A 17,445-nucleotide genomic window follows, 5' to 3' on the forward strand; every position below is an offset into this window, starting at 1 on the left:
ATTGACGGCGCTTCCGGTACAGCACGCAAGACGGCGCGGCACTCGTGTTGAGGATATTCACCGTTCGCACTAGATATGTGGGCGGCCAGCGGGCACTTGGGGGCGTAGGGCGATCATGAAAATCGGCGACAGGCTGCGCGAATTGCGCTCGCGCCGCAAACTGAGCGTGCGCGCGGTCGCGCTGCGGTCCGGGATCTCGCATTCCTCGATTTCGCTGATCGAGCGCGATCTGATCAGCCCGTCGCTCGACACGCTGCACGCCGTCCTCGACGCGCTCGGCACGACTCTATCGGGCTTTTTTCTGGATTTTCAGACTGTATCGCCGCCGAATCCGTTCTGCCGAGCGGCAGACATGACAGAGATCGGCCGGGTCGACGCCATATCCTATCGCGTCATCGGATCGGGCTTTCCGAACCGATCAATGCTGATGCTGCACGAAACCTATGCTCCGGGGGCCGACACAGGCGAGGCCTTCTCCCATTCGGCCCAGGAAGGCGGCATGGTCATCCGCGGAGCGGTCGAGGTGACCGTTGCCGGCCGGACATCGATCCTGGAGCCCGGAGATGGTTATTATTTCGACAGCCGGGAACCACACCGTTTCCGCAATGCCTCGAAGGAGCAGAGCGAAATCGTAAGCGCGATCACGCCCCCCACTTATTAGGAAGGCGTGCCCCGCCCCGTGCGTCAGCCCGGTTGATGCGAGCATCGGCGTGCGAAAGTCTTGAGGTGAAGAAGCCGCGGCCCGGAGCCGTGCGTTATGGGGATTTCGCGACGCGGCGTGGTCTGCGGGTGCGAGCGAAGTGCGGAGCGGCGGCTTGATGTTTCGACCGAAATGCCCAGAGCCCGGTTTTTCCTGCGTCGGCGCCAGATTTACGAGCGCCTCCGTCACGATTTCCACGATGTGGCCGAGCCGACCACTCGCGCTCTGGCCGAGGCCAGGATGGGCTCGTCACCAGCTCGGACGTCGCTGTCGGCAGCAGACCCGGGCTTCAGGAGATCGAGCCCGGCGCGCTTGAGAATTGTCGGCAGGTCACGTCATCGGCCGGGGCGTCCTTCGCTATCGGTCTGCTTGGCCGTGGCGCGCCTCTCCTGATGGGAGGGGAGGCAGCACGGGCCGCTCTATGACCTGACGGAGTGCGAAGCTTGATTGGATCCGCGCGACGTGCGGCAGTCGGGACAATTGCGTCTTGTGAACATGCTCGAAGTCCTCGACGTCTCGGGCGACGACAGTGAGCAGATAATCGTCCTCTCCCGACATCAGGAAGCACCTCAGAACCGAGGGGCATTTTGCAACGGCCTTTTCGAACGCAGACAGGGCGTCTTCACTCTGGCTGTTCAGAGCCAATCTGATGATGACGGTTACCCCTAGACCAAGCACCTTCTGGCTCAATCGTGCGTGATAGCCGACGATCACGCCTTCCTCCTCCAGGGCGCGTTGTCGTCGGGCGACTGCCGTGGCGGACAAGCCGATGCGCTCGGCGAGCTTGATATGGCTTGCACGGCCATCTTCCACGAGTTCGGACAAAAGGATGCGCGACAGATTATCGAGAGCCATGTTGCTGCGTTCCTGCGGCCACGGTCAATCTTACGCACGATACTGGCGTCATATCCATAATTATCGCTGGAATCCGATGAAATCGGTGGGAATTTCACCGCAATTTGTCGAAATCCGATCAAGCTCCTGCGCTACTATCGCCTCTCCAAACGCGGGAGGATCGAATGCGCGTCGGCGTTCCCAAGGAAATCAAGGTTCATGAATACCGGGTCGGCCTAACCCCGGAAGCCGTGCGAGAATATGTGTCAGCGGGGCACGAGGTGCTTGTCGAGACGAATGCCGGCGCTGGCATCTCCGCCTCAGATCAGGCTTACGAAACGGCCGGCGCACGCATCGTGGCGACCGCGGCCGAGATTTTCGCCAAGGCCGAGATGATCGTGAAGGTCAAGGAGCCCCAGCCGTCGGAATGGACCCAGCTTCGCGAAGGTCAAATTCTGTTCACGTACCTGCACTTGGCTCCGGATCCGGAGCAGACGGCAGGTCTGCTGAAGTCCGGTGTCACCGCGGTCGCCTATGAAACGGTGACGGATCGCTTTGGCGGCCTCCCGCTGCTCGCTCCCATGAGCGAAGTTGCCGGTCGACTTTCGATCGAAGCGGCGGGATTGTGCCTGCAGCGGCATTCGGGTGGCCGGGGCATGCTGATCGGAGGCGTGCCGGGCGTAGCGCCTGCGCGCGTTGCCATCATTGGCGGTGGCGTGGTTGGGACGCACGCCGCCCGGATGGCGGCTGGGCTTGGAGCTGACCTTGTCATTCTCGATCGGTCTCTCCCCCGCCTCAGGCAGCTGGACGAGCATTTCGGCGGTCGCGTGAGAACGCGCTTTTCCACCCAGCAGGCCATCGAAGAAGAGGTGCTCGCGGCCGATGTGGTGATCGGGGCAGTCCTCATTCCGGGGGCCGCGGCCCCCCGTCTGGTGTCCCGCGAACAGCTTTCCAGGATGAAGCGCGGAGCGGTGCTCGTCGATGTTGCGATCGATCAGGGCGGCTGTTTCGAAACATCCCGCCCGACGACGCACGCTTCGCCCACCTTCGAGATCGAAGGGGTCATTCATTATTGCGTCGCCAACATGCCCGGAGCTGTCCCGCTTACATCGAGTTACGCCTTGAACAACGCTACGCTGCCGTTCGGCCTGGCATTGGCGGCACGTGGCCTGAAGGCGATTGAAGAAGACCCGCACCTCGCCGCCGGCCTGAATGTGCATCGAGGGCGGATCACAAATCCGCAGGTCGCCGAGAGCCTCGGCAAGCCGTACGAGCCGGTTGAAAAGGCGATTGCCGCCTGATGATGGGGCTCCAACTCCAAAGGACGGCAGGGGGCGGAAGCGCACTGTGACCCTGCCCATCCCGTGTCATCCCAAGGTCTGAAACGCCTCTTTCGGACCATACTGGGGCATGCGAACACAGGCCGACAGTCCGCATCGGCCCTTTTTGGAGACGAAGGCATGTTCACTCACGTCATGATCGGCAGCAACGACTTGGAGCGGGCCAGAGCTTTTTACGACGCCACGTTCGCTGCGTTGGGAGGCGAGCCGGGCGAGATGGATGCCAGGGGCAGGCTGATCTATGCGCACAACGACGGCCGGTTGATGATCACGAAGCCGATCGACGGCAATCCGGCGACCGCAGCCAACGGTGGGACTGTCGGTATCGCCGCTGCGAGCCGCGACCATGTCCTCGCATGGCACAAAGCGGGCACGACGCATGGCGGGACGGCGATCGAGAGCCCACCCAGCGAGCGCCCGAACGGAGCGTTCGTCGCCTACCTTCGCGATCCCGACGGAAACAAGCTGACCGCGCGCTCTCGGCCGACGAAGTAACACAATCCGCAGCACCCGCGCCGAAGATTATCCCGGATTTCTGGAAGTCCCGATGATCTGCACATCCTTAGAACCGCGAAGGCCGCATCATCCGTCTCCTTGATCAACGGACTCTGCTTAAACCTGGACGAGAATCAGGGTCTCAAGTCACTGCCCCATGACCGGCGCCGGCGTCGAGCGGTGCGCAGAGAATGCGACGGCTTTGCCGCAGTTCGCACAGGAGCGTGCGCAATGCGGCGGCGCCACTCTTGTCTCTGCCCGACTTTTAGCATCAATCTCACCGCTTGATCGTAGCCGGCGAGTCCGGTTTTCTGCGCCGGCTCACGATGGCGCTGGGGATGGCCGGGTCGCGCATGGTTTCGGTAGATCTCAAGGCCGTTTCGAAGCACTGGGGCGGCGCGGCGGCGGTCGACGACATCAGCTTCATGGTGAAGGGTGGCGACCTCGTCGCCTTGCTCGGCCCGTCCGGCTGCGGCAAGTCGACCACGCTTCGGCTGATTGCGGGGCTGGAGGACAGCAGCAGCGGCACCATCGCGATCGGCGGGCGCGACGTGACCGGCGCGGCGCCCTCGCAGCGCGGCATCGCCATGGTGTTCCAGAACTACGCGCTGTTCCCGCATCTCTCTGTCGCCGAGAACATCCTGTTCGGCCTGAAGGTGCGCAAGGTCTCGCGCGCGGAGCGCGACGAGCGGCTCAAGCGCGCCGCCGCGATCCTCGGACTCGCCGGCCTGCTCGAACGCAAGCCCTCGCAGCTCTCCGGCGGCCAGCAGCAGCGCGTCGCGCTCGGCCGTGCCATCGTCGCCGAGGCACCGGTCTGCCTGATGGACGAGCCCCTCTCCAATCTCGATGCCCAGCTGCGCGTCGAGATGCGCCGCGAAATCCGCGAATTGCAGCACCGCCTCGGCATCACCATGGTCTATGTCACGCATGACCAGGTCGAGGCGATGACGATGGCCGACCAGGTCGTGCTGATGCGCAACGGCCGGATCGAGCAGGATGCGCCGCCCGACCAGCTCTACGAGAACCCGGCGACGATCTTCGTCGCGCGCTTCGTCGGCACGCCGCCGATGAACGTCATTCCGCTCGCATCCGTCCTGGCGGCGGGCGGAGACGGGCTCGCGCCGCCATCCGATGCCGAACCGGGCTCGCTCGCTGTCGGCATCCGCCCCGAGATGACCGAGCTCACCGAGACCGGCATCGCGGCCGACGTCGTGGCCGTCGAATATCTCGGCGCCGACACGCTGGTCGAGACGCGGATCGAGGGCCAGCCCTTCATCGTGCGCCGGCCCGGGAAGGTCCGTGCTGTGGCAGGCGATAAGGTCCACATCAGGCTGTCGCAATCGGCGGTGCACTGGTTCGACCTGAAGACCGAGCAGAGGCTCGTCCTCGACTGACGACGCCTGAACAACCAGGCGCTCAAGCGCCGCAATCAAGGGGAGAGCACGACGATGGACAGGCGGGAATTTCTGGGTGGTACGGCGGCGGTGGCTGGTTCGCTCGCCATGGCGAGGCCTGCGCTCGCCCAATCGGCCGAGTTGTCCTTCTTCTACCCGGTCGCCGTGGGCGGGCCGATCACCAAGCTGATCGACGCCTATGCCGCCGGCTTCGAGAAGGACAACCCGACGATCAAGGTCAAGCCGATCTATGCCGGCACCTACCAGGAGACGATCGTCAAGGCGCTGACCGCGCACAAGAGCGGCACGCCGCCGGTGCTCTCGGTGCTGCTCTCGACCGACATGTTCACCCTGATCGACGAGGAAGCGATCGTTCCCTTCGATCCCTTCATCAAGACCGAGGACGACAGGAAGTGGCTCTCCAGCTTCTTCCCTGGCTTCATGGCGAACAGCCAGACCGGAGGCAAGACATGGGGCATCCCGTTCCAGCGCTCCACGGTGGTGCTCTACTGGAACAAGGAGCTGTTCAAGGAAGCCGGCCTCGATCCCGAGACGCCGCCGAAGACCTGGGCCGAGCAGCTCGAATTCGCGCAGAAGCTGACCAAGCGCGACGCCGCCGGCAACACCAGCCAGTGGGGCATCCAGATTCCGTCCTCGGGCTTCCCCTACTGGCTCTTCCAGGGGCTGACCACGCAGGCCGGCGCCATCCTCGCCAATGCGGCCGGCGACAAGACCGACTACGCCAATCCCGGCGTCGTCGAGGCGCTGCAGTACTGGGTCGACCTCTCGCAGAAGCACAAGGTCCATCCGCCGGGCATCGTCGAGTGGGGCACCACGCCGCGCGACTTCTTCGAAAAGAAGGTCGCGATGATGTGGACGACCACCGGCAACCTGACCAATGTCCGCACCAACGCCAAGTTCCCCTTCGGCGTCGCCGTGCTGCCCGCCGGCAAGAAGCCGGGCAGCCCGACCGGCGGCGGCAATTTCTACCTCTCCAAGAAGGCGAGCCCGGCCGAGCAGGAAGCGGCGTTCAAGTTCGTGCGCTGGATCACCACGCCCGAGCGCGCCGCACAGTGGAGCGCCGATACCGGCTATGTCGCCGTGACCCCGGCGGCCTACGAGACCGAGGCGATGAAGAAATACGTCGCCGACTTCCCGCAGGCTCTTGTCGCCCGCGACCAGCTGCCGACCGCCGTCGCCGAGCTCTCGACCCATGAGAACCAGCGCGTCACCAAGGCGCTGAACGACGGCCTGCAGGCAGCCTTGACCGGCACGAAGCAGCCGCAGAAGGCGATGGAGGACGCGCAAGCGGAAGCAGAGCGCATCCTGAAGGCCTATCGCTGAGCCGATGACCAACCGCGCGACCGCGACGATCCATGGCTGGCTGCTCCTGCTGCCGGCCATGGCGTGCCTGGCCCTGTTCACGCACTGGCCCGCGGTCGCGAGCTTCGTCGACAGCTTCATGTCGACGCCGCGGGCGCGGCGCCCGGCCCGCTTCGTCGGGCTCGACAATTACGAGCAGATGCTGGCCGATCCGATCTTCTGGAAGGCGATGGCCAACAATCTCTGGTTCGCCATTGGCACGATCCCGACCTCGATCGCGCTCGCTTTGCTGATGGCGGTCTGGGTCAACGACAGGATCGCCGGCCGCACCCTGGTCCGGATGGCCTATTTCACCCCGACCATCCTGCCGATGATCGCGGTCGCCAACATCTGGCTGTTCTTCTTCACCCCGCAATACGGCCTGCTGGAGCAGATCGTCGGTGCCTTTGGCGGGCGCTCGACCAACTGGCTGGGGTCGCAGGATACGGCGCTCTACGCCGTCACCATCGTCGCGATCTGGAAGGAGGCCGGCTTCTTCATGATCTTCTACCTTGCGGCGCTGCAGGCGATTCCGCCCAGCCTGGGGGAGGCGGCGGCGATCGAGGGCGCCTCGCGCTGGACCTATTTTCGGCGCATCCAGTTCCCGCTGCTGATGCCGACGACGCTGTTCGTGCTGATCAATGCGGTGATCAATGCCTTCCGCATGGTCGACCATATCTTCGTGATGACGCGCGGCGGCCCGGACAATGCGACGACGCTGCTGCTGTTCTACATCTACCAGGTCGGCTTCGGCTTCTGGGACACGGCCTATGCAGCGGCGCTGACCTGCGTGCTGCTCGCGCTGCTCGCGCTCGTCGCCTTCGTCCAATACGGCTGGCTCGAGCGCAGGACGCATTACCGATGAGCGGCGCGCCTAGCCCGCAGCCGGTGGCCGCGACCCGTCCCGACCCTTACGCGCCGAAGGGCCTTTCGCTGACGCTGGAATCCCTGGGCGCGATCCTGCTCGCGCTGATCTGGGTGCTGCCGCTAGCCTATGCCGTCTGGGCGGCGATCCATCCGGCCGAGTACACCACCCGCTTCGAGCTGACCGCGCCGCTCACCTTCGAGAACTTCATCCGCGCCTGGGCGGCCGCGCCCTTCGCCCGCTATTTCCTTAACACCTTCCTCCTCGTCACCATGATCCTCGCCTTCCAGCTCGTTCTGGGGACGCTCGCAGCCTATGCATTGGCGCGGCAGGATTTCTGGGGGAGGGACATCGCCTTCGCGCTGATCCTGGCGCAGCTGATGATCATGCCGGATGCGCTGATCGTCGAGAACTACCGCACCCTCGCCAAGTTCAACCTGATCGACACGATCCCGGCGATCGCCTTGCCCTATATCGCCTCGGCCTTCGGCATCTTCCTGCTGCGGCAGACCTTCAAGACTGTGCCGAAGGAGCTCGACGATGCCGCCCGCGTCGAGGGCGCCAGCCCGCTGCAGGTACTGATGCGGGTTTATGTGCCGCTCGCCAAGCCGACCTACATCGCCTACGGGCTGGTCTCGGTGAGCTATCACTGGAACAATTTCCTCTGGCCGCTGCTGGTCACCAATTCGGTGGAGTCGCGGCCGCTGACGGTCGGCCTGCAGGTGTTCTCGTCGAGCGACCAGGGCATCGACTGGGCGGTGATCTGCGCGGCGACGCTGATGACCTCGGCGCCGCTGCTGGTCGGCTTCCTGCTGTTCCAGCGCCAGTTCGTGCAGAGTTTCATGCGCGCGGGAATCAAGTGAGATGAAGCTGATCACCTGGAACATCCAGTGGGCGCGCGGCATGGACGATCGCGTCGACCCGGCGCGCGTCGTCGCCCATGCCCGGCAGATGGCGGATTTCGACGTGCTCTGCCTGCAGGAGGTCGCCGACAACTTTCCCGAGCTCGACTTCAACGACGAGACCGACCAGTTCGCCCGCTTCGCCGAGCTGCTGCCCGGCTTCACCGCGATCGAAGGCATCGGCGTCGATGTCGCCGACGGCAAGGGCAGCCGCCAGCGCTTCGGCAACCTGCTGCTGACGCGCTATCCGGTGGCGCAGGCACTGCGCCACCTCCTGCCCTGGGAAGCGGCGCAGACCCGCAACATGCCGCGCATGCTGATCGAGGCGATGGCGCTGACGCCATTGGGCCCGGTGAGGCTGATGACGACGCATCTCGAATACTCGGCCTCGGAGCTGCGCGCTGCGCAGGTCGAGGGCATCCGCGAGGCCCACCGCATGGCGCTGGCCCGTCATGCCAAACCCCGGGCGGCCGGGCCGCACACCTACCGGATGACGCCGAGCTCGCCGAGCGCGGTGCTGACCGGCGACTTCAACATGCGGCCGGACGATCCCGTGCTGGCGCGCCTGCTGGCGCCGTTCGACGGCGACGAGCCGCCTTTGGTCGACCTCTGGGCCGCGGTCAAGGGCGACGCCCCGCATCCGCCGACCGCCAATCTGTTCGACCAGACCTATGGCCAGCCCGGCTGCCTCGACTATGTGCTGGCGACGCCCGATCTCGCGGCGCGCGCCCGCAGCATCATCTGCGATGTCGAGACCCAAGTCTCCGACCACCAGCCGATCCTGGTCGAATTCGACCTCGGCTGATTCCTGCGCACTCCCTTGCCGACTGGACCACGATGATCTTCACCCGCCAGGACCATGAGAGGCTCGCCGGCATCCTCGCCGAGGCGGGCCGGCGCGAGGTCATGCCGCGCTTCCGCAATCTCGGTGAGGGCGAGATCCGCGAGAAGCGTTCGGCGACCGATCTCGTCACCGAGGCCGACGAGGCGGCGGAGCGCTTCATCAGCGCCGAGCTTGCGCGCGCCTTCCCGGGGGCGGTGCTGATCGGCGAGGAGGCTGCCGCCGCCGATCCCATGCTGATCGAAAGGCTCGGCGATGCCGAGCTCGCCTTCGTCATCGATCCGATCGACGGTACCTTGAACTACGCTTCCGACCTGCCGCTCTTCGCGGTGATGGCGGCGGCGGTCGTCAAGGGCGAGGTCGTTGCTGCGGTGATCCACGATCCCGTCGTCGCTGACAGCGCCATGGCGCTGCGTGGCGAAGGCGCCTGGCTCGCCGGCGACGGCACCAGCCGCGACCTGCGTGTGGCGCAGGCGGCTGCCCCGCGCGAGATGACCGGCATGATGAGCTGGCAGTATTTCCCGGAGCCGCTGCGCAGCACGCTGCCGGGGCGCACGCCGGCCTTCGCCAATGTCTGCTCCCTGCGCTGCTGCGGCCACGAGTACCGACTAGCCGCCGCCGGCAACGGCCATTTCCTGCTCTATGGCCGGCTCAACCCATGGGATCACGCGCCGGGCTCGCTAATCCATGCCGAGGCCGGCGGCCATGTCCGCATGCTGGACGGCCAGCCCTATCGGCCGGCGCAGCCGACGCTCGGCCTGCTCTGCGCGCCCGATGCACAGAGCTGGCACGAGATCCGCGGTATCCTGCTGGGAGAGACTGCCTAGATCTCCTGCGCGTCCAGCCTGCGATAGAGCGGCAGGGCGAGCGGCGCGATCCGGCGGATCAGGCCCTGGAAGGGCTGCGGCTTCGGCGTCGAGAGCGGCAGGCCCAGCGTCTCCAGCGCCGTCCCCTGTATCGCTTTCGCCAATTCGCGGCCGAGCGAGATCGACAGCGCGACGGCGCGGCCGTTGCAGCCGACCCAGCCAAAACCGTTCGGTCCGAGCTGGTGGATACGCGGATAGCCCGGCACCTGCGGTTGCAGCAGATTGTCGGGGGTCATCCCGACATAGCCGGACCAGACATAGTCGAACGCGACATCGCCGAGCTGCGGCCAGAGCCGCTTCAGCCGTGCGGCGACCGTCGGGCGCAGATTGGCCCCGCCGGCGCCGGGCAGGATCGCGGCGCCGCCGGTGACCAGGCGATTGCGGGCGTCCCAGCGGGCGAAATAGAGCTCGCGATGCGTGTCCGACATCGCCTGCCGGCCGGGGATCACCGTCTTGGCGATGTTGTCGCTGACCGGCCTGGTCGCCATCTGCCAGGACAGGACGGGGATGACCTCGGCGGCGATCTCCGGGGCGAGGCCTGGCTCGAACTCGCCGGTATAGGCGTTGGTCGCCAGCACGAGTGCGCGGGCCGTCACCGAGCCCTTCGCCGTCGTCACCAGCCAGCGGCCGTTCTGGTCCACCATGCTCACCGCCGGTGAACGCGCATGAATGGTGGCGCCGAGCCGGAGCGCGACTTCCGCGAGCCCGCGGGTCAGGGCCAGCGGGTTGATATGGCCGCCGGTGCGGTTCCAGAAGCCGCCGAACCAGGCATCCGAGCCGAGCATCTCCGCAGTCGCGGCACGATCGAGCAATTCGACCGGCGCGCCGATCGCCGACCATTCCCGGACGCGCTTCTCGGCGAGCTTGAAGCGCCCCGGCGAATGCACCGGCTGGACCCAGCCAGCCTGCTCGGCCTCGGCCGGGATCTCGTATTTGCGCACGAGATCGAAGAGATATTGCGCGGCGTCGCGCAGCACGGCGTTGAAACGTTCGCCGGCCTCGCCATGCCGGGCGGTCATCGCCGAAGGGTCATGACCGGCGAGCGTCGGGATGACCTGGCCGTTGTTGCGCCCCGAGGCGCCCCAGCCCGGCTCGGCCGCCTCCAGGATGGTGACGCCGACCCCGCTCTCGCGCAGATGGATCGCGGTCGAAAGTCCGGTGAAGCCGGCGCCGATCACCACGACATCGCTCTCGATCGCGCCTTCAAGCGTCCCGAGCACCGGACCGGACTGGGCCGTGGCGGCCCAGAGCGATGGCGGCCAGGTGACGGAGGAAGGGGCAGTCATCGGCGGCGTCTTTCGGCTGGTCATCAATGAGCGAGGGCCCACATGACGGGCCAGCCTCATCCTTGCCGCCATGTCCGCCAAGCTGCAAGCAGGCTGTTCCCGGCCGTTCATTCGACGGAGGATAATTTTCTATTTTTCTTGGATAGAGCGAACGGATTCTACCAAATTTTGGCTTCTCCGCTCGTCTCCTTGAAAAGACTATTCTCCCGACGCTATGTCTCCGGCGCAGCGGGGGCTGCTGGAATCGTCATCCCGAAACGGTTGCGCCCTAACTTCCGTTCGGATGAACTCTCCCGTCCGCTGGGTTCTTGTCACAAGGGGGCGTCATGCCGCTCAAGCATATTCTCGGTCTCGACCATGTCGTGGTGACGGTTCGCGATCTCGACGCTTCCGCCCGGCAATGGCAGAGCCTCGGCTTCACCGTCTCGCCGCGCGGCACGCATTCGCCCATTCTCGGCAGTGGCAACTACACGATCATGTTCGGCGACGACTATGTCGAGCTGCTCGGCATCCTCGCCGAGACCGAGCACAACAAGCCGACCCGCGACTTCCTCAAAGAGCGTGAAGGCATCGAGCGGGCCGCCTTCACCACCGATGATGCCGCCGCCGGCGCGGACGAGCTCAAGAGCCGCGGTCTCGAAGCGCTCGGCCCGGTGCATTTCGGCCGCCCGGTCGACCTGCCCAATGGTGGCAAGGGCGAAGCCAAGTTCAACGTCTTCCGCTGGCCGCTCGACGAGAACCCTGGCAGCCTGCGCATCTTCGCCTGCCAGCATCTGACCCGCGAGACCGTCTGGATTCCGGAACTGCAGAGCCATGCCAATGGTGCGAGCCGGATCATCCGCGTCGAGGTGCTCGCCGACGATCCGAAGGCCGCAGCCGAGCATCTCAGTCGGCTGATCGACGAACCGGTGAAGCAGCAGGACGATGGCTGGCTGGTGCCCTCCGGCGGCAAGCGCGCCGATTTCCTGTTCTACGACGCCGCCGGCCTCGCGAAGCGCTACCCGGATGCGGTGCGGGTCGGCGCCGGACCCGGCGGGGCGGTGGCGATCGTGCTGGCGAGCTCTGACCTCGATGGCGCGGCCAAGGCGCTCGGCTCGGTCGGTTTCCGCCATGGCGCGGCGGTCAGTGTCCCCGCAGCCTCGGCCAATGGCCTGATCGTGAGCTTCCTGCCGCAATAGTGCGGTTTTTCGCTTTTCGAGAACGGCCTCGTCGCATTGACGGGGCCTTGTGACGCCCGCATCGTGCCGAGCCTGCACGCCGGCCCCCAGGAGACCATCCATGGATATGACCCGCCGCGCCGCGCTGATGACCAGTGCCGCAATCGCCTCCAGCGTGCTGTTCCCGATGCGCTCCTTCGCCCAGGAGACGCCGCGCAAGGGCGGTGTCTTCACCGTCCACTACGGCGCCGAGCAGCGCCAGCTCAACCCGAGCCTGCAGGCCTCGACCGGCGTCTACATCATCGGCGGCAAGATCCAGGAGCAGCTGGTCGATCTCGACGCCAAGGGCCAGCCGGTCGGCGTGCTCGCCGAAAGCTGGGAAGCCGCGCCCGACGGCAAGACCATCACCTTCAAGCTGCGCCCCGGCGTGACCTGGCATGACGGCAAGCCCTTCACCTCCGCCGACGTGCAGTTCACGGCGATGGAGATGTGGAAGAAGATCCTGAACTATGGCACCACGCTGCAGCTCTTCCTCACCGCGGTCGATACGCCCGATCCGCTGACGGCGGTGTTCCGCTATGAGCGCCCGATGCCGCTCAACCTGTTGCTGCGGGCGCTGCCGGACCTCGGCTACGTCTCGCCGCGCCATCTCTACGAGGGCAAGGGCGACATCCGCCAGAACCCGGTCAACCTCGCGCCCGTCGGCACCGGCCCGTTCAAGTTCGTGCAGTACGAGCGCGGCCAGCACGTCATCGCCGAGCGCAACCCGAACTACTGGCGCGCCAATGCGCCCTATCTCGACCGGATCGTCTGGCGCGTGGTCACCGATCGCGCCGCGGCGGCCGCCCAGATGGAAGCCGGGCAGATCCATTACAGCCCGTTCTCGGGCCTGACGATCTCGGACTCGGCCCGCCTGGGCAAGGACCCGCGGTTCATCGTCTCGACCAAGGGCAATGAGGGCAACGCCCGCACCAACACGATCGAGTTCAATTTCCGCCGCAAGGAGCTCGCCGACATCCGCGTCCGGCGCGCCATCGCGCATGCGCTCGACATCTCGTTCTTCATCGAGAACTTTCTCGGCGACTTCGCCAAGCGCGGCACCGGGCCGATCCCCTCGGTCTCGACCGATTTCTACCCGGCCGACAACGGTCCGCAGTACCCGTTCGACAAGAAGCTCGCCGCCAAGCTGCTCGACGAAGCCGGCTTCAAGCCCGGCGCTGGCGGGACGCGCTTCTCCCTGCGGCTGCTGCCTGCACCCTGGGGCGAGGACATCTCGCTCTTCGCCACCTTCATCCAGCAATCGCTCGCCGATGTCGGCATCAAGGTCGAGATCGTCCGCACCGATGGCGGCGGCTATCTGAAGCAGGTCTATGACGACCACGCCTTCGATCTCGCCACCGGCTGGCACCAGTACCGCAACGACCCGGCCGTCTCGACCACGGTGTGGTACCGCTCCGGACAGCCCAAGGGCGCGCCGTGGACCAATCAGTGGGACTGGACCGATCCGACCATCGACAAGATCATCGACGATGCGGCGACCGAGGTCGATGCGGCCAAGCGCAAGGCGCTCTATGGCGACTTCGTCCGGCGCGCAAACACCGAGCTGCCGATCTGGACGCCGATCGAGCAGATCTTCCTGACCGCGATCACTGCCAAGGCGCGCAATCACTCCAATACGCCGCGCTGGGGCTCGTCCTCCTGGCACGATCTTTGGTTGGCGGAGTGACGCTCCCACCTGCGTTGTCAGCCCAATACGGCCAGTTGCCATGCGTGTCCTAAGTCTCGCGGGGCGGCGTCTTGCCGCCTCGATCCCGACCCTGTTCCTGATCCTGATCGGGGTCTTCCTCTTGCTGCAGCTCGCGCCCGGCGACACCGTCGATGCTCTGATGGCGCAGATGGGCGGCGGCGACGCCGCTACCGCCCGGCAGCTGCGCGAATTCTACGGGCTCGACCTCTCGGTCTGGGCCCAGCTCGGCAATTATCTCTGGCGGCTGGTCCGGCTCGATCTCGGCTTCTCCGCGATCTATGGCAAGCCGGTCGCGACGGTGATCGCCGAGCGGCTGCCCGCGACCATCCTCCTGATGACGGCATCGCTCTCCTTCGCCTTCTTCTTCGGGCTGATCCTCGGCGTCGTCGCGGCGCGCGGCGTCAACAAATGGCCGGACACGCTGATCTCCACACTCGGCCTGACGTTCTACGCAATGCCGACCTTCTGGTTCGGGCTGATGGCGATCGTCGTCTTCTCGATCTACCTGCAATGGCTGCCTGCCGGCGGCTTCGAGGACATCACGGTCAGCTACACCGGCTTGCGGCGGACGCTCGACATCGCGCTGCATCTCGTCCTGCCGACGCTGACGCTCGGCCTGTTCTACATGGCGATTTACCTCCGCATCATGCGCGGCTCGATGCTCGAGGTGCTCAATCTCGACTTCGTCCGCACCGCGCGCTCAAAGGGCATGGACGAGACGCGCGTCGTGGTGCGGCATGTGCTGCGCAACGCGCTGCTGCCGATGGTGACGCTGATCGGCCTGCAGGCCGGCACCATGCTCGGCGGCTCGGTCGTGGTCGAGAGCGTGTTCTCCCTGCCGGGGCTCGGGCGCCTCGCCTATGAATCGGTGATCCAGCGCGACCTCAACACGCTGCTCGGCATCGTCTTCGTCTCGGCGCTGCTGGTGATCGCGGTCAACTTCATCGTCGACCTGCTCTATGCCCGGCTCGACCCGCGCATCACGACGGCGAGCTGAGCCATGGATCTGGTGAAGCTCTACTTCCGCAGCCCCGCCGCCGTCATCGGCCTCGTGCTGCTCATCCTGGTCCTCGCCATGGCCGCCAGCGCCGACTTCCTCTATCCGCGCGATCCGCTGGCGCTCGCCGGGCGACCGCTGATCTGGCCGTTCAGCAATCCGCGCTTCCTGCTCGGCACCGACAATTCCGGGCGCGACATCGCCGCCCAGATCTTCCATGGCGCGCGCATCTCCCTCCTGATCGGCGGCGTCGCGACGGTGATCTCGGTGATGATCGGCATCACCATCGGCGCGCTCGCCGGCTACTATGGCGCTTTCGTCGACACCGCCCTGATGCGCGTCACCGAGGCGTTCCAGACTCTGCCGAACTTCCTGCTGCTGCTGGTGCTGGTCGCGGTCTTCGGCTCGACCATCACCACCGTGACGGTCGCGATCGGGATCGTCTCCTGGCCCGCTTCGGCCCGGCTGACGCGGGCGGAGTTCCTGTCGCTGCGCAACCGCGAATTCGTGCAGGCGGGCAGGACGCTCGGTCTCAGGGATATGAAGCTGATCTTCGGCGAGATCCTGCCGAACGCGCTGCCGCCGGTGATCGTCTATGCCAGCGTGGTGATGGCAATCGCGATCCTGCTCGAAAGCGCGCTCGCCTTCCTCAAGCTCTCCGATCCGAACGTCGCCTCCTGGGGCAATCTGATCGGCGCCGGCCGCGACGTGCTGCGGGTGCAATGGTACGTCTCGGCCATTCCCGGCATCGCCATCCTCGTCACCGTGCTCGCCGTCTCGCTGGTCGGGCAGGGGCTCAACGACGCCCTCAATCCGAGGCTGAAGAGCCGATGAGCCCGATCCTCGTCCTCGACGATGTCAGCGTGAAGCTGCCGGCCGGAAGCGACCGCTCGCATGCGATGGAAAAGGTCTCGCTGTCGCTGGCGACGAACGAGATCCTCTGCGTCGTCGGCGAATCCGGCTCCGGCAAGTCGATGACCGCCAACGCGATCATGCGGCTCCTGCCCGGCGGCGTCACCATCGACGGCGGCCGCATCCAGTTCGAGGGCCGCGATCTCTGCGAGCTGGACGAGGCGCAGATGCGCAAGGTGCGCGGCGCCGGCATCGCCATGATCTTCCAGGAGCCGATGACGGCGCTCAACCCGCTGCGCAGCATCGGCGACCAGATCGGCGAGATGTTCGAGCTGCATAGCGAGTTGTCAGCGGCCGAGATCAAGGCGCGCACGCTCGCTCTGCTCGAGGAAGTGCGGATTCCCGACCCGGCGCTCGCCTTCAAGGCCTATCCGCACGAGCTCTCCGGCGGCCAGCGCCAGCGCGCCATGATCGCGATGGCGCTGGCGCTCGATCCAAAGGTGCTGATCGCCGACGAGCCGACGACAGCGCTCGACGTCACCACCCAGGCGCAGATCCTCAAGCTGATCCGCGACCTGCAGCGCCGCAAGGGCACGGCCGTCCTGTTCATCACCCATGATTTCGGCGTGGTCGCCGAGATCGCCGACCGGGTCGCGGTGATGAGCAAGGGCGAGGTCGTCGAGCAGGGTGCGACCGCCTCCGTGCTCGGCAGCCCGCAGCACGCCTATACCAGGCAACTGATAGCCGCCGTGCCGCCGCTGAAGGCGCCGCCGGCGCGGCTGTTGTCCGACGAGCCGATCATGACGATCGGCCATGTCTCGAAGACCTACCGCACCGGCGGCTTCCTCGGGCGCGGGCAGCGCGTCACCCATGCGGTCAAGGATGTCTCGCTGGTGCTGCCCAAGGGCGCGACGCTCGGCATCGTCGGCGAATCCGGCTCAGGCAAGTCGACCTTGGCGCGCTGCCTCGTGCGCCTGATCGATCCCGAAAGTGGCGAGATCCGCCTGAACGGCGTCGATCTCGCGAGCCTGAGCCGCGAGGAGATGCGCTCGGCGACGCGCGATATCCAGATGGTGTTCCAGGATCCGTTCGCCTCGCTGAACCCGCGCCGCAAGGCCGGCGAGGCGGTGGCGCAGGGGCTGATTGTGCACGGCATGGCGCGGCCCCAGGCTCTGGCCCGCGCCAAGGAGCTGTTCGGCCTGGTCGGGCTCGACCCGGCGGCGACCGAACGCTATCCGCACGAGTTCTCGGGCGGCCAGCGCCAGCGCATCGGCCTCGCCCGGGCTTTGGCGCTGGAGCCGGCGGTCCTGGTCGCGGACGAGCCGGTCTCGGCACTCGACGTTTCCGTGCAGGCGCAGGTGCTGAAGCTGCTGGCGGAATTGCGCCAGCGCCTCGGCCTCTCGATCGTCTTCATCACCCATGACCTGCGCGTCGCCGCGCAGGTCTGCGATCTCGTCGCGGTGATGAAGAGCGGGGAGGTGGTGGAGGCCGGGCCGATCGGCAAGGTCTTCGGTGAGCCGCAGCACCCCTACACCCAGGCGCTGCTGGCCTCGATCCCGGGCCGTGGGTTCGGCGAAGGGCAAGGGCCCGCTCGAGAGGCGATGGCTTGATCTGCCGACGATAGGCGCAGATCGGAGCAGGTCGAGACACCGCTCTCCGGCGCTGTCCCATCGTTTCAGCTCGGCATCCGTTGCCGAGGGCGCATCGCCGCTCTATCCCTGACGAAAGACAAGAGCATTCTCGAGCGAAGCGGATACCGGTTCGCGTGAAGACAATGCGACAAAACAAGGACCTAGACCATTTCCGC

16 protein-coding genes are annotated in these 17,445 nt (G+C 66.1%); 14 read left to right on the plus strand and 2 right to left on the minus strand.

Annotated elements, in window-relative coordinates:
- Positions 1–112: 112 nt before the first annotated feature.
- The gene (locus tag V7S63_RS10805) at positions 113–661 is read left to right on the plus strand and encodes a cupin domain-containing protein (protein WP_091841672.1); all 549 of its coding nucleotides are present in this window, start codon (positions 113–115) and stop codon (positions 659–661) included.
- Positions 662–1,057: 396 nt separating this feature from the next.
- On the opposite strand, the gene V7S63_RS10810 is transcribed toward V7S63_RS10805, so the two are convergent.
- Positions 1,058–1,555, minus strand: coding sequence for an Lrp/AsnC family transcriptional regulator (locus V7S63_RS10810; protein ID WP_336530202.1), 498 nt, complete (start codon positions 1,553–1,555; stop codon positions 1,058–1,060).
- Between the two features lie 164 nt (positions 1,556–1,719).
- Here V7S63_RS10810 and ald point away from each other — a divergent pair, with 164 nt between their 5' ends.
- The 8 genes from ald to V7S63_RS10850 all read left to right on the plus strand — a co-directional run bounded on the left by ald (position 1,720) and on the right by V7S63_RS10850 (position 9,560).
- Positions 1,720–2,835 (plus strand): alanine dehydrogenase, encoded by a 1,116-nt coding sequence (gene ald / locus V7S63_RS10815; RefSeq protein WP_336530203.1) that lies wholly within the window; start codon positions 1,720–1,722, stop codon positions 2,833–2,835.
- A gap of 159 nt (positions 2,836–2,994) precedes the next feature.
- Entirely contained in the window at positions 2,995–3,369 is a 375-nt protein-coding gene (locus V7S63_RS10820) for a VOC family protein (protein ID WP_336530204.1), read from the plus strand.
- A 353-nt stretch (positions 3,370–3,722) separates the two neighbouring features.
- Positions 3,723–4,763 (plus strand): ABC transporter ATP-binding protein, encoded by a 1,041-nt coding sequence (locus V7S63_RS10825; protein WP_336530205.1) that lies wholly within the window; start codon positions 3,723–3,725, stop codon positions 4,761–4,763.
- A 54-nt stretch (positions 4,764–4,817) separates the two neighbouring features.
- Positions 4,818–6,107: an ABC transporter substrate-binding protein gene (locus tag V7S63_RS10830; protein ID WP_336530206.1), complete on the plus strand. Its 1,290-nt coding sequence runs from the start codon at positions 4,818–4,820 to the stop codon at positions 6,105–6,107.
- A 4-nt stretch (positions 6,108–6,111) separates the two neighbouring features.
- Entirely contained in the window at positions 6,112–6,990 is an 879-nt protein-coding gene (locus tag V7S63_RS10835; RefSeq protein ID WP_336530207.1) for a carbohydrate ABC transporter permease, read from the plus strand.
- Positions 6,987–7,853 carry a carbohydrate ABC transporter permease gene (locus V7S63_RS10840; protein WP_336530208.1) on the plus strand — a complete coding sequence of 289 codons (867 nt, stop codon included), beginning with the start codon at positions 6,987–6,989 and terminating at the stop codon, positions 7,851–7,853. Before V7S63_RS10835 ends, V7S63_RS10840 begins: the two co-directional genes overlap by 4 nt.
- Position 7,854: 1 nt before the next feature.
- Positions 7,855–8,697, plus strand: coding sequence for an endonuclease/exonuclease/phosphatase family protein (locus tag V7S63_RS10845; RefSeq protein ID WP_336530209.1), 843 nt, complete (start codon positions 7,855–7,857; stop codon positions 8,695–8,697).
- 32 nt (positions 8,698–8,729) lie between these two features.
- Positions 8,730–9,560 (plus strand): inositol monophosphatase family protein, encoded by an 831-nt coding sequence (locus V7S63_RS10850; RefSeq protein ID WP_336530210.1) that lies wholly within the window; start codon positions 8,730–8,732, stop codon positions 9,558–9,560.
- On the opposite strand, the gene V7S63_RS10855 is transcribed toward V7S63_RS10850, so the two are convergent.
- Entirely contained in the window at positions 9,557–10,885 is a 1,329-nt protein-coding gene (locus tag V7S63_RS10855; protein WP_336530211.1) for an NAD(P)/FAD-dependent oxidoreductase, read from the minus strand. The genes V7S63_RS10850 and V7S63_RS10855 overlap by 4 nt on opposite strands.
- 326 nt (positions 10,886–11,211) lie before the next feature.
- Between V7S63_RS10855 and V7S63_RS10860 the strand changes: the two genes are divergently transcribed.
- From V7S63_RS10860 to V7S63_RS10880, 5 genes are all read left to right on the plus strand, one after another.
- Positions 11,212–12,063: a VOC family protein gene (locus V7S63_RS10860; protein WP_336530212.1), complete on the plus strand. Its 852-nt coding sequence runs from the start codon at positions 11,212–11,214 to the stop codon at positions 12,061–12,063.
- 100 nt (positions 12,064–12,163) lie between these two features.
- Entirely contained in the window at positions 12,164–13,768 is a 1,605-nt protein-coding gene (locus V7S63_RS10865; RefSeq protein WP_336530213.1) for an ABC transporter substrate-binding protein, read from the plus strand.
- A gap of 40 nt (positions 13,769–13,808) precedes the next feature.
- On the plus strand, positions 13,809–14,786 hold the full coding sequence (locus V7S63_RS10870) for an ABC transporter permease (protein WP_336530214.1): 978 nt from the start codon (positions 13,809–13,811) through the stop codon (positions 14,784–14,786).
- A gap of 3 nt (positions 14,787–14,789) precedes the next feature.
- Complete coding sequence (locus V7S63_RS10875; RefSeq protein WP_336530215.1) at positions 14,790–15,620, plus strand: ABC transporter permease; 831 nt, start codon at positions 14,790–14,792, stop codon at positions 15,618–15,620.
- Complete coding sequence (locus V7S63_RS10880; RefSeq protein ID WP_336530216.1) at positions 15,617–17,248, plus strand: ABC transporter ATP-binding protein; 1,632 nt, start codon at positions 15,617–15,619, stop codon at positions 17,246–17,248. Before V7S63_RS10875 ends, V7S63_RS10880 begins: the two co-directional genes overlap by 4 nt.
- Positions 17,249–17,445: the final 197 nt, after the last annotated feature.

It is taken from the genome of Allobosea sp. CCNWLY174 (assembly GCF_037120455.1).
In the GTDB taxonomy this organism is placed as follows: domain Bacteria; phylum Pseudomonadota; class Alphaproteobacteria; order Rhizobiales; family Beijerinckiaceae; genus Allobosea; species Allobosea lupini.

Coding starts and splice junctions, on each gene's coding strand:
- V7S63_RS10875 (WP_336530215.1), top strand. CDS start 14,790: ATGGATCTGGTGAAGCTCTACTTCCGCAGCCCCGCCGCCGTCATCGGC.
- V7S63_RS10835 (WP_336530207.1), top strand. CDS start 6,112: ATGACCAACCGCGCGACCGCGACGATCCATGGCTGGCTGCTCCTGCTG.
- ald (WP_336530203.1), top strand. CDS start 1,720: ATGCGCGTCGGCGTTCCCAAGGAAATCAAGGTTCATGAATACCGGGTC.
- V7S63_RS10810 (WP_336530202.1), bottom strand. CDS start 1,555: ATGGCTCTCGATAATCTGTCGCGCATCCTTTTGTCCGAACTCGTGGAA.
- V7S63_RS10840 (WP_336530208.1), top strand. CDS start 6,987: ATGAGCGGCGCGCCTAGCCCGCAGCCGGTGGCCGCGACCCGTCCCGAC.
- V7S63_RS10865 (WP_336530213.1), top strand. CDS start 12,164: ATGGATATGACCCGCCGCGCCGCGCTGATGACCAGTGCCGCAATCGCC.
- V7S63_RS10845 (WP_336530209.1), top strand. CDS start 7,855: ATGAAGCTGATCACCTGGAACATCCAGTGGGCGCGCGGCATGGACGAT.
- V7S63_RS10880 (WP_336530216.1), top strand. CDS start 15,617: ATGAGCCCGATCCTCGTCCTCGACGATGTCAGCGTGAAGCTGCCGGCC.
- V7S63_RS10870 (WP_336530214.1), top strand. CDS start 13,809: ATGCGTGTCCTAAGTCTCGCGGGGCGGCGTCTTGCCGCCTCGATCCCG.
- V7S63_RS10850 (WP_336530210.1), top strand. CDS start 8,730: ATGATCTTCACCCGCCAGGACCATGAGAGGCTCGCCGGCATCCTCGCC.
- V7S63_RS10830 (WP_336530206.1), top strand. CDS start 4,818: ATGGACAGGCGGGAATTTCTGGGTGGTACGGCGGCGGTGGCTGGTTCG.
- V7S63_RS10860 (WP_336530212.1), top strand. CDS start 11,212: ATGCCGCTCAAGCATATTCTCGGTCTCGACCATGTCGTGGTGACGGTT.
- V7S63_RS10825 (WP_336530205.1), top strand. CDS start 3,723: ATGGTTTCGGTAGATCTCAAGGCCGTTTCGAAGCACTGGGGCGGCGCG.
- V7S63_RS10855 (WP_336530211.1), bottom strand. CDS start 10,885: ATGACTGCCCCTTCCTCCGTCACCTGGCCGCCATCGCTCTGGGCCGCC.
- V7S63_RS10820 (WP_336530204.1), top strand. CDS start 2,995: ATGTTCACTCACGTCATGATCGGCAGCAACGACTTGGAGCGGGCCAGA.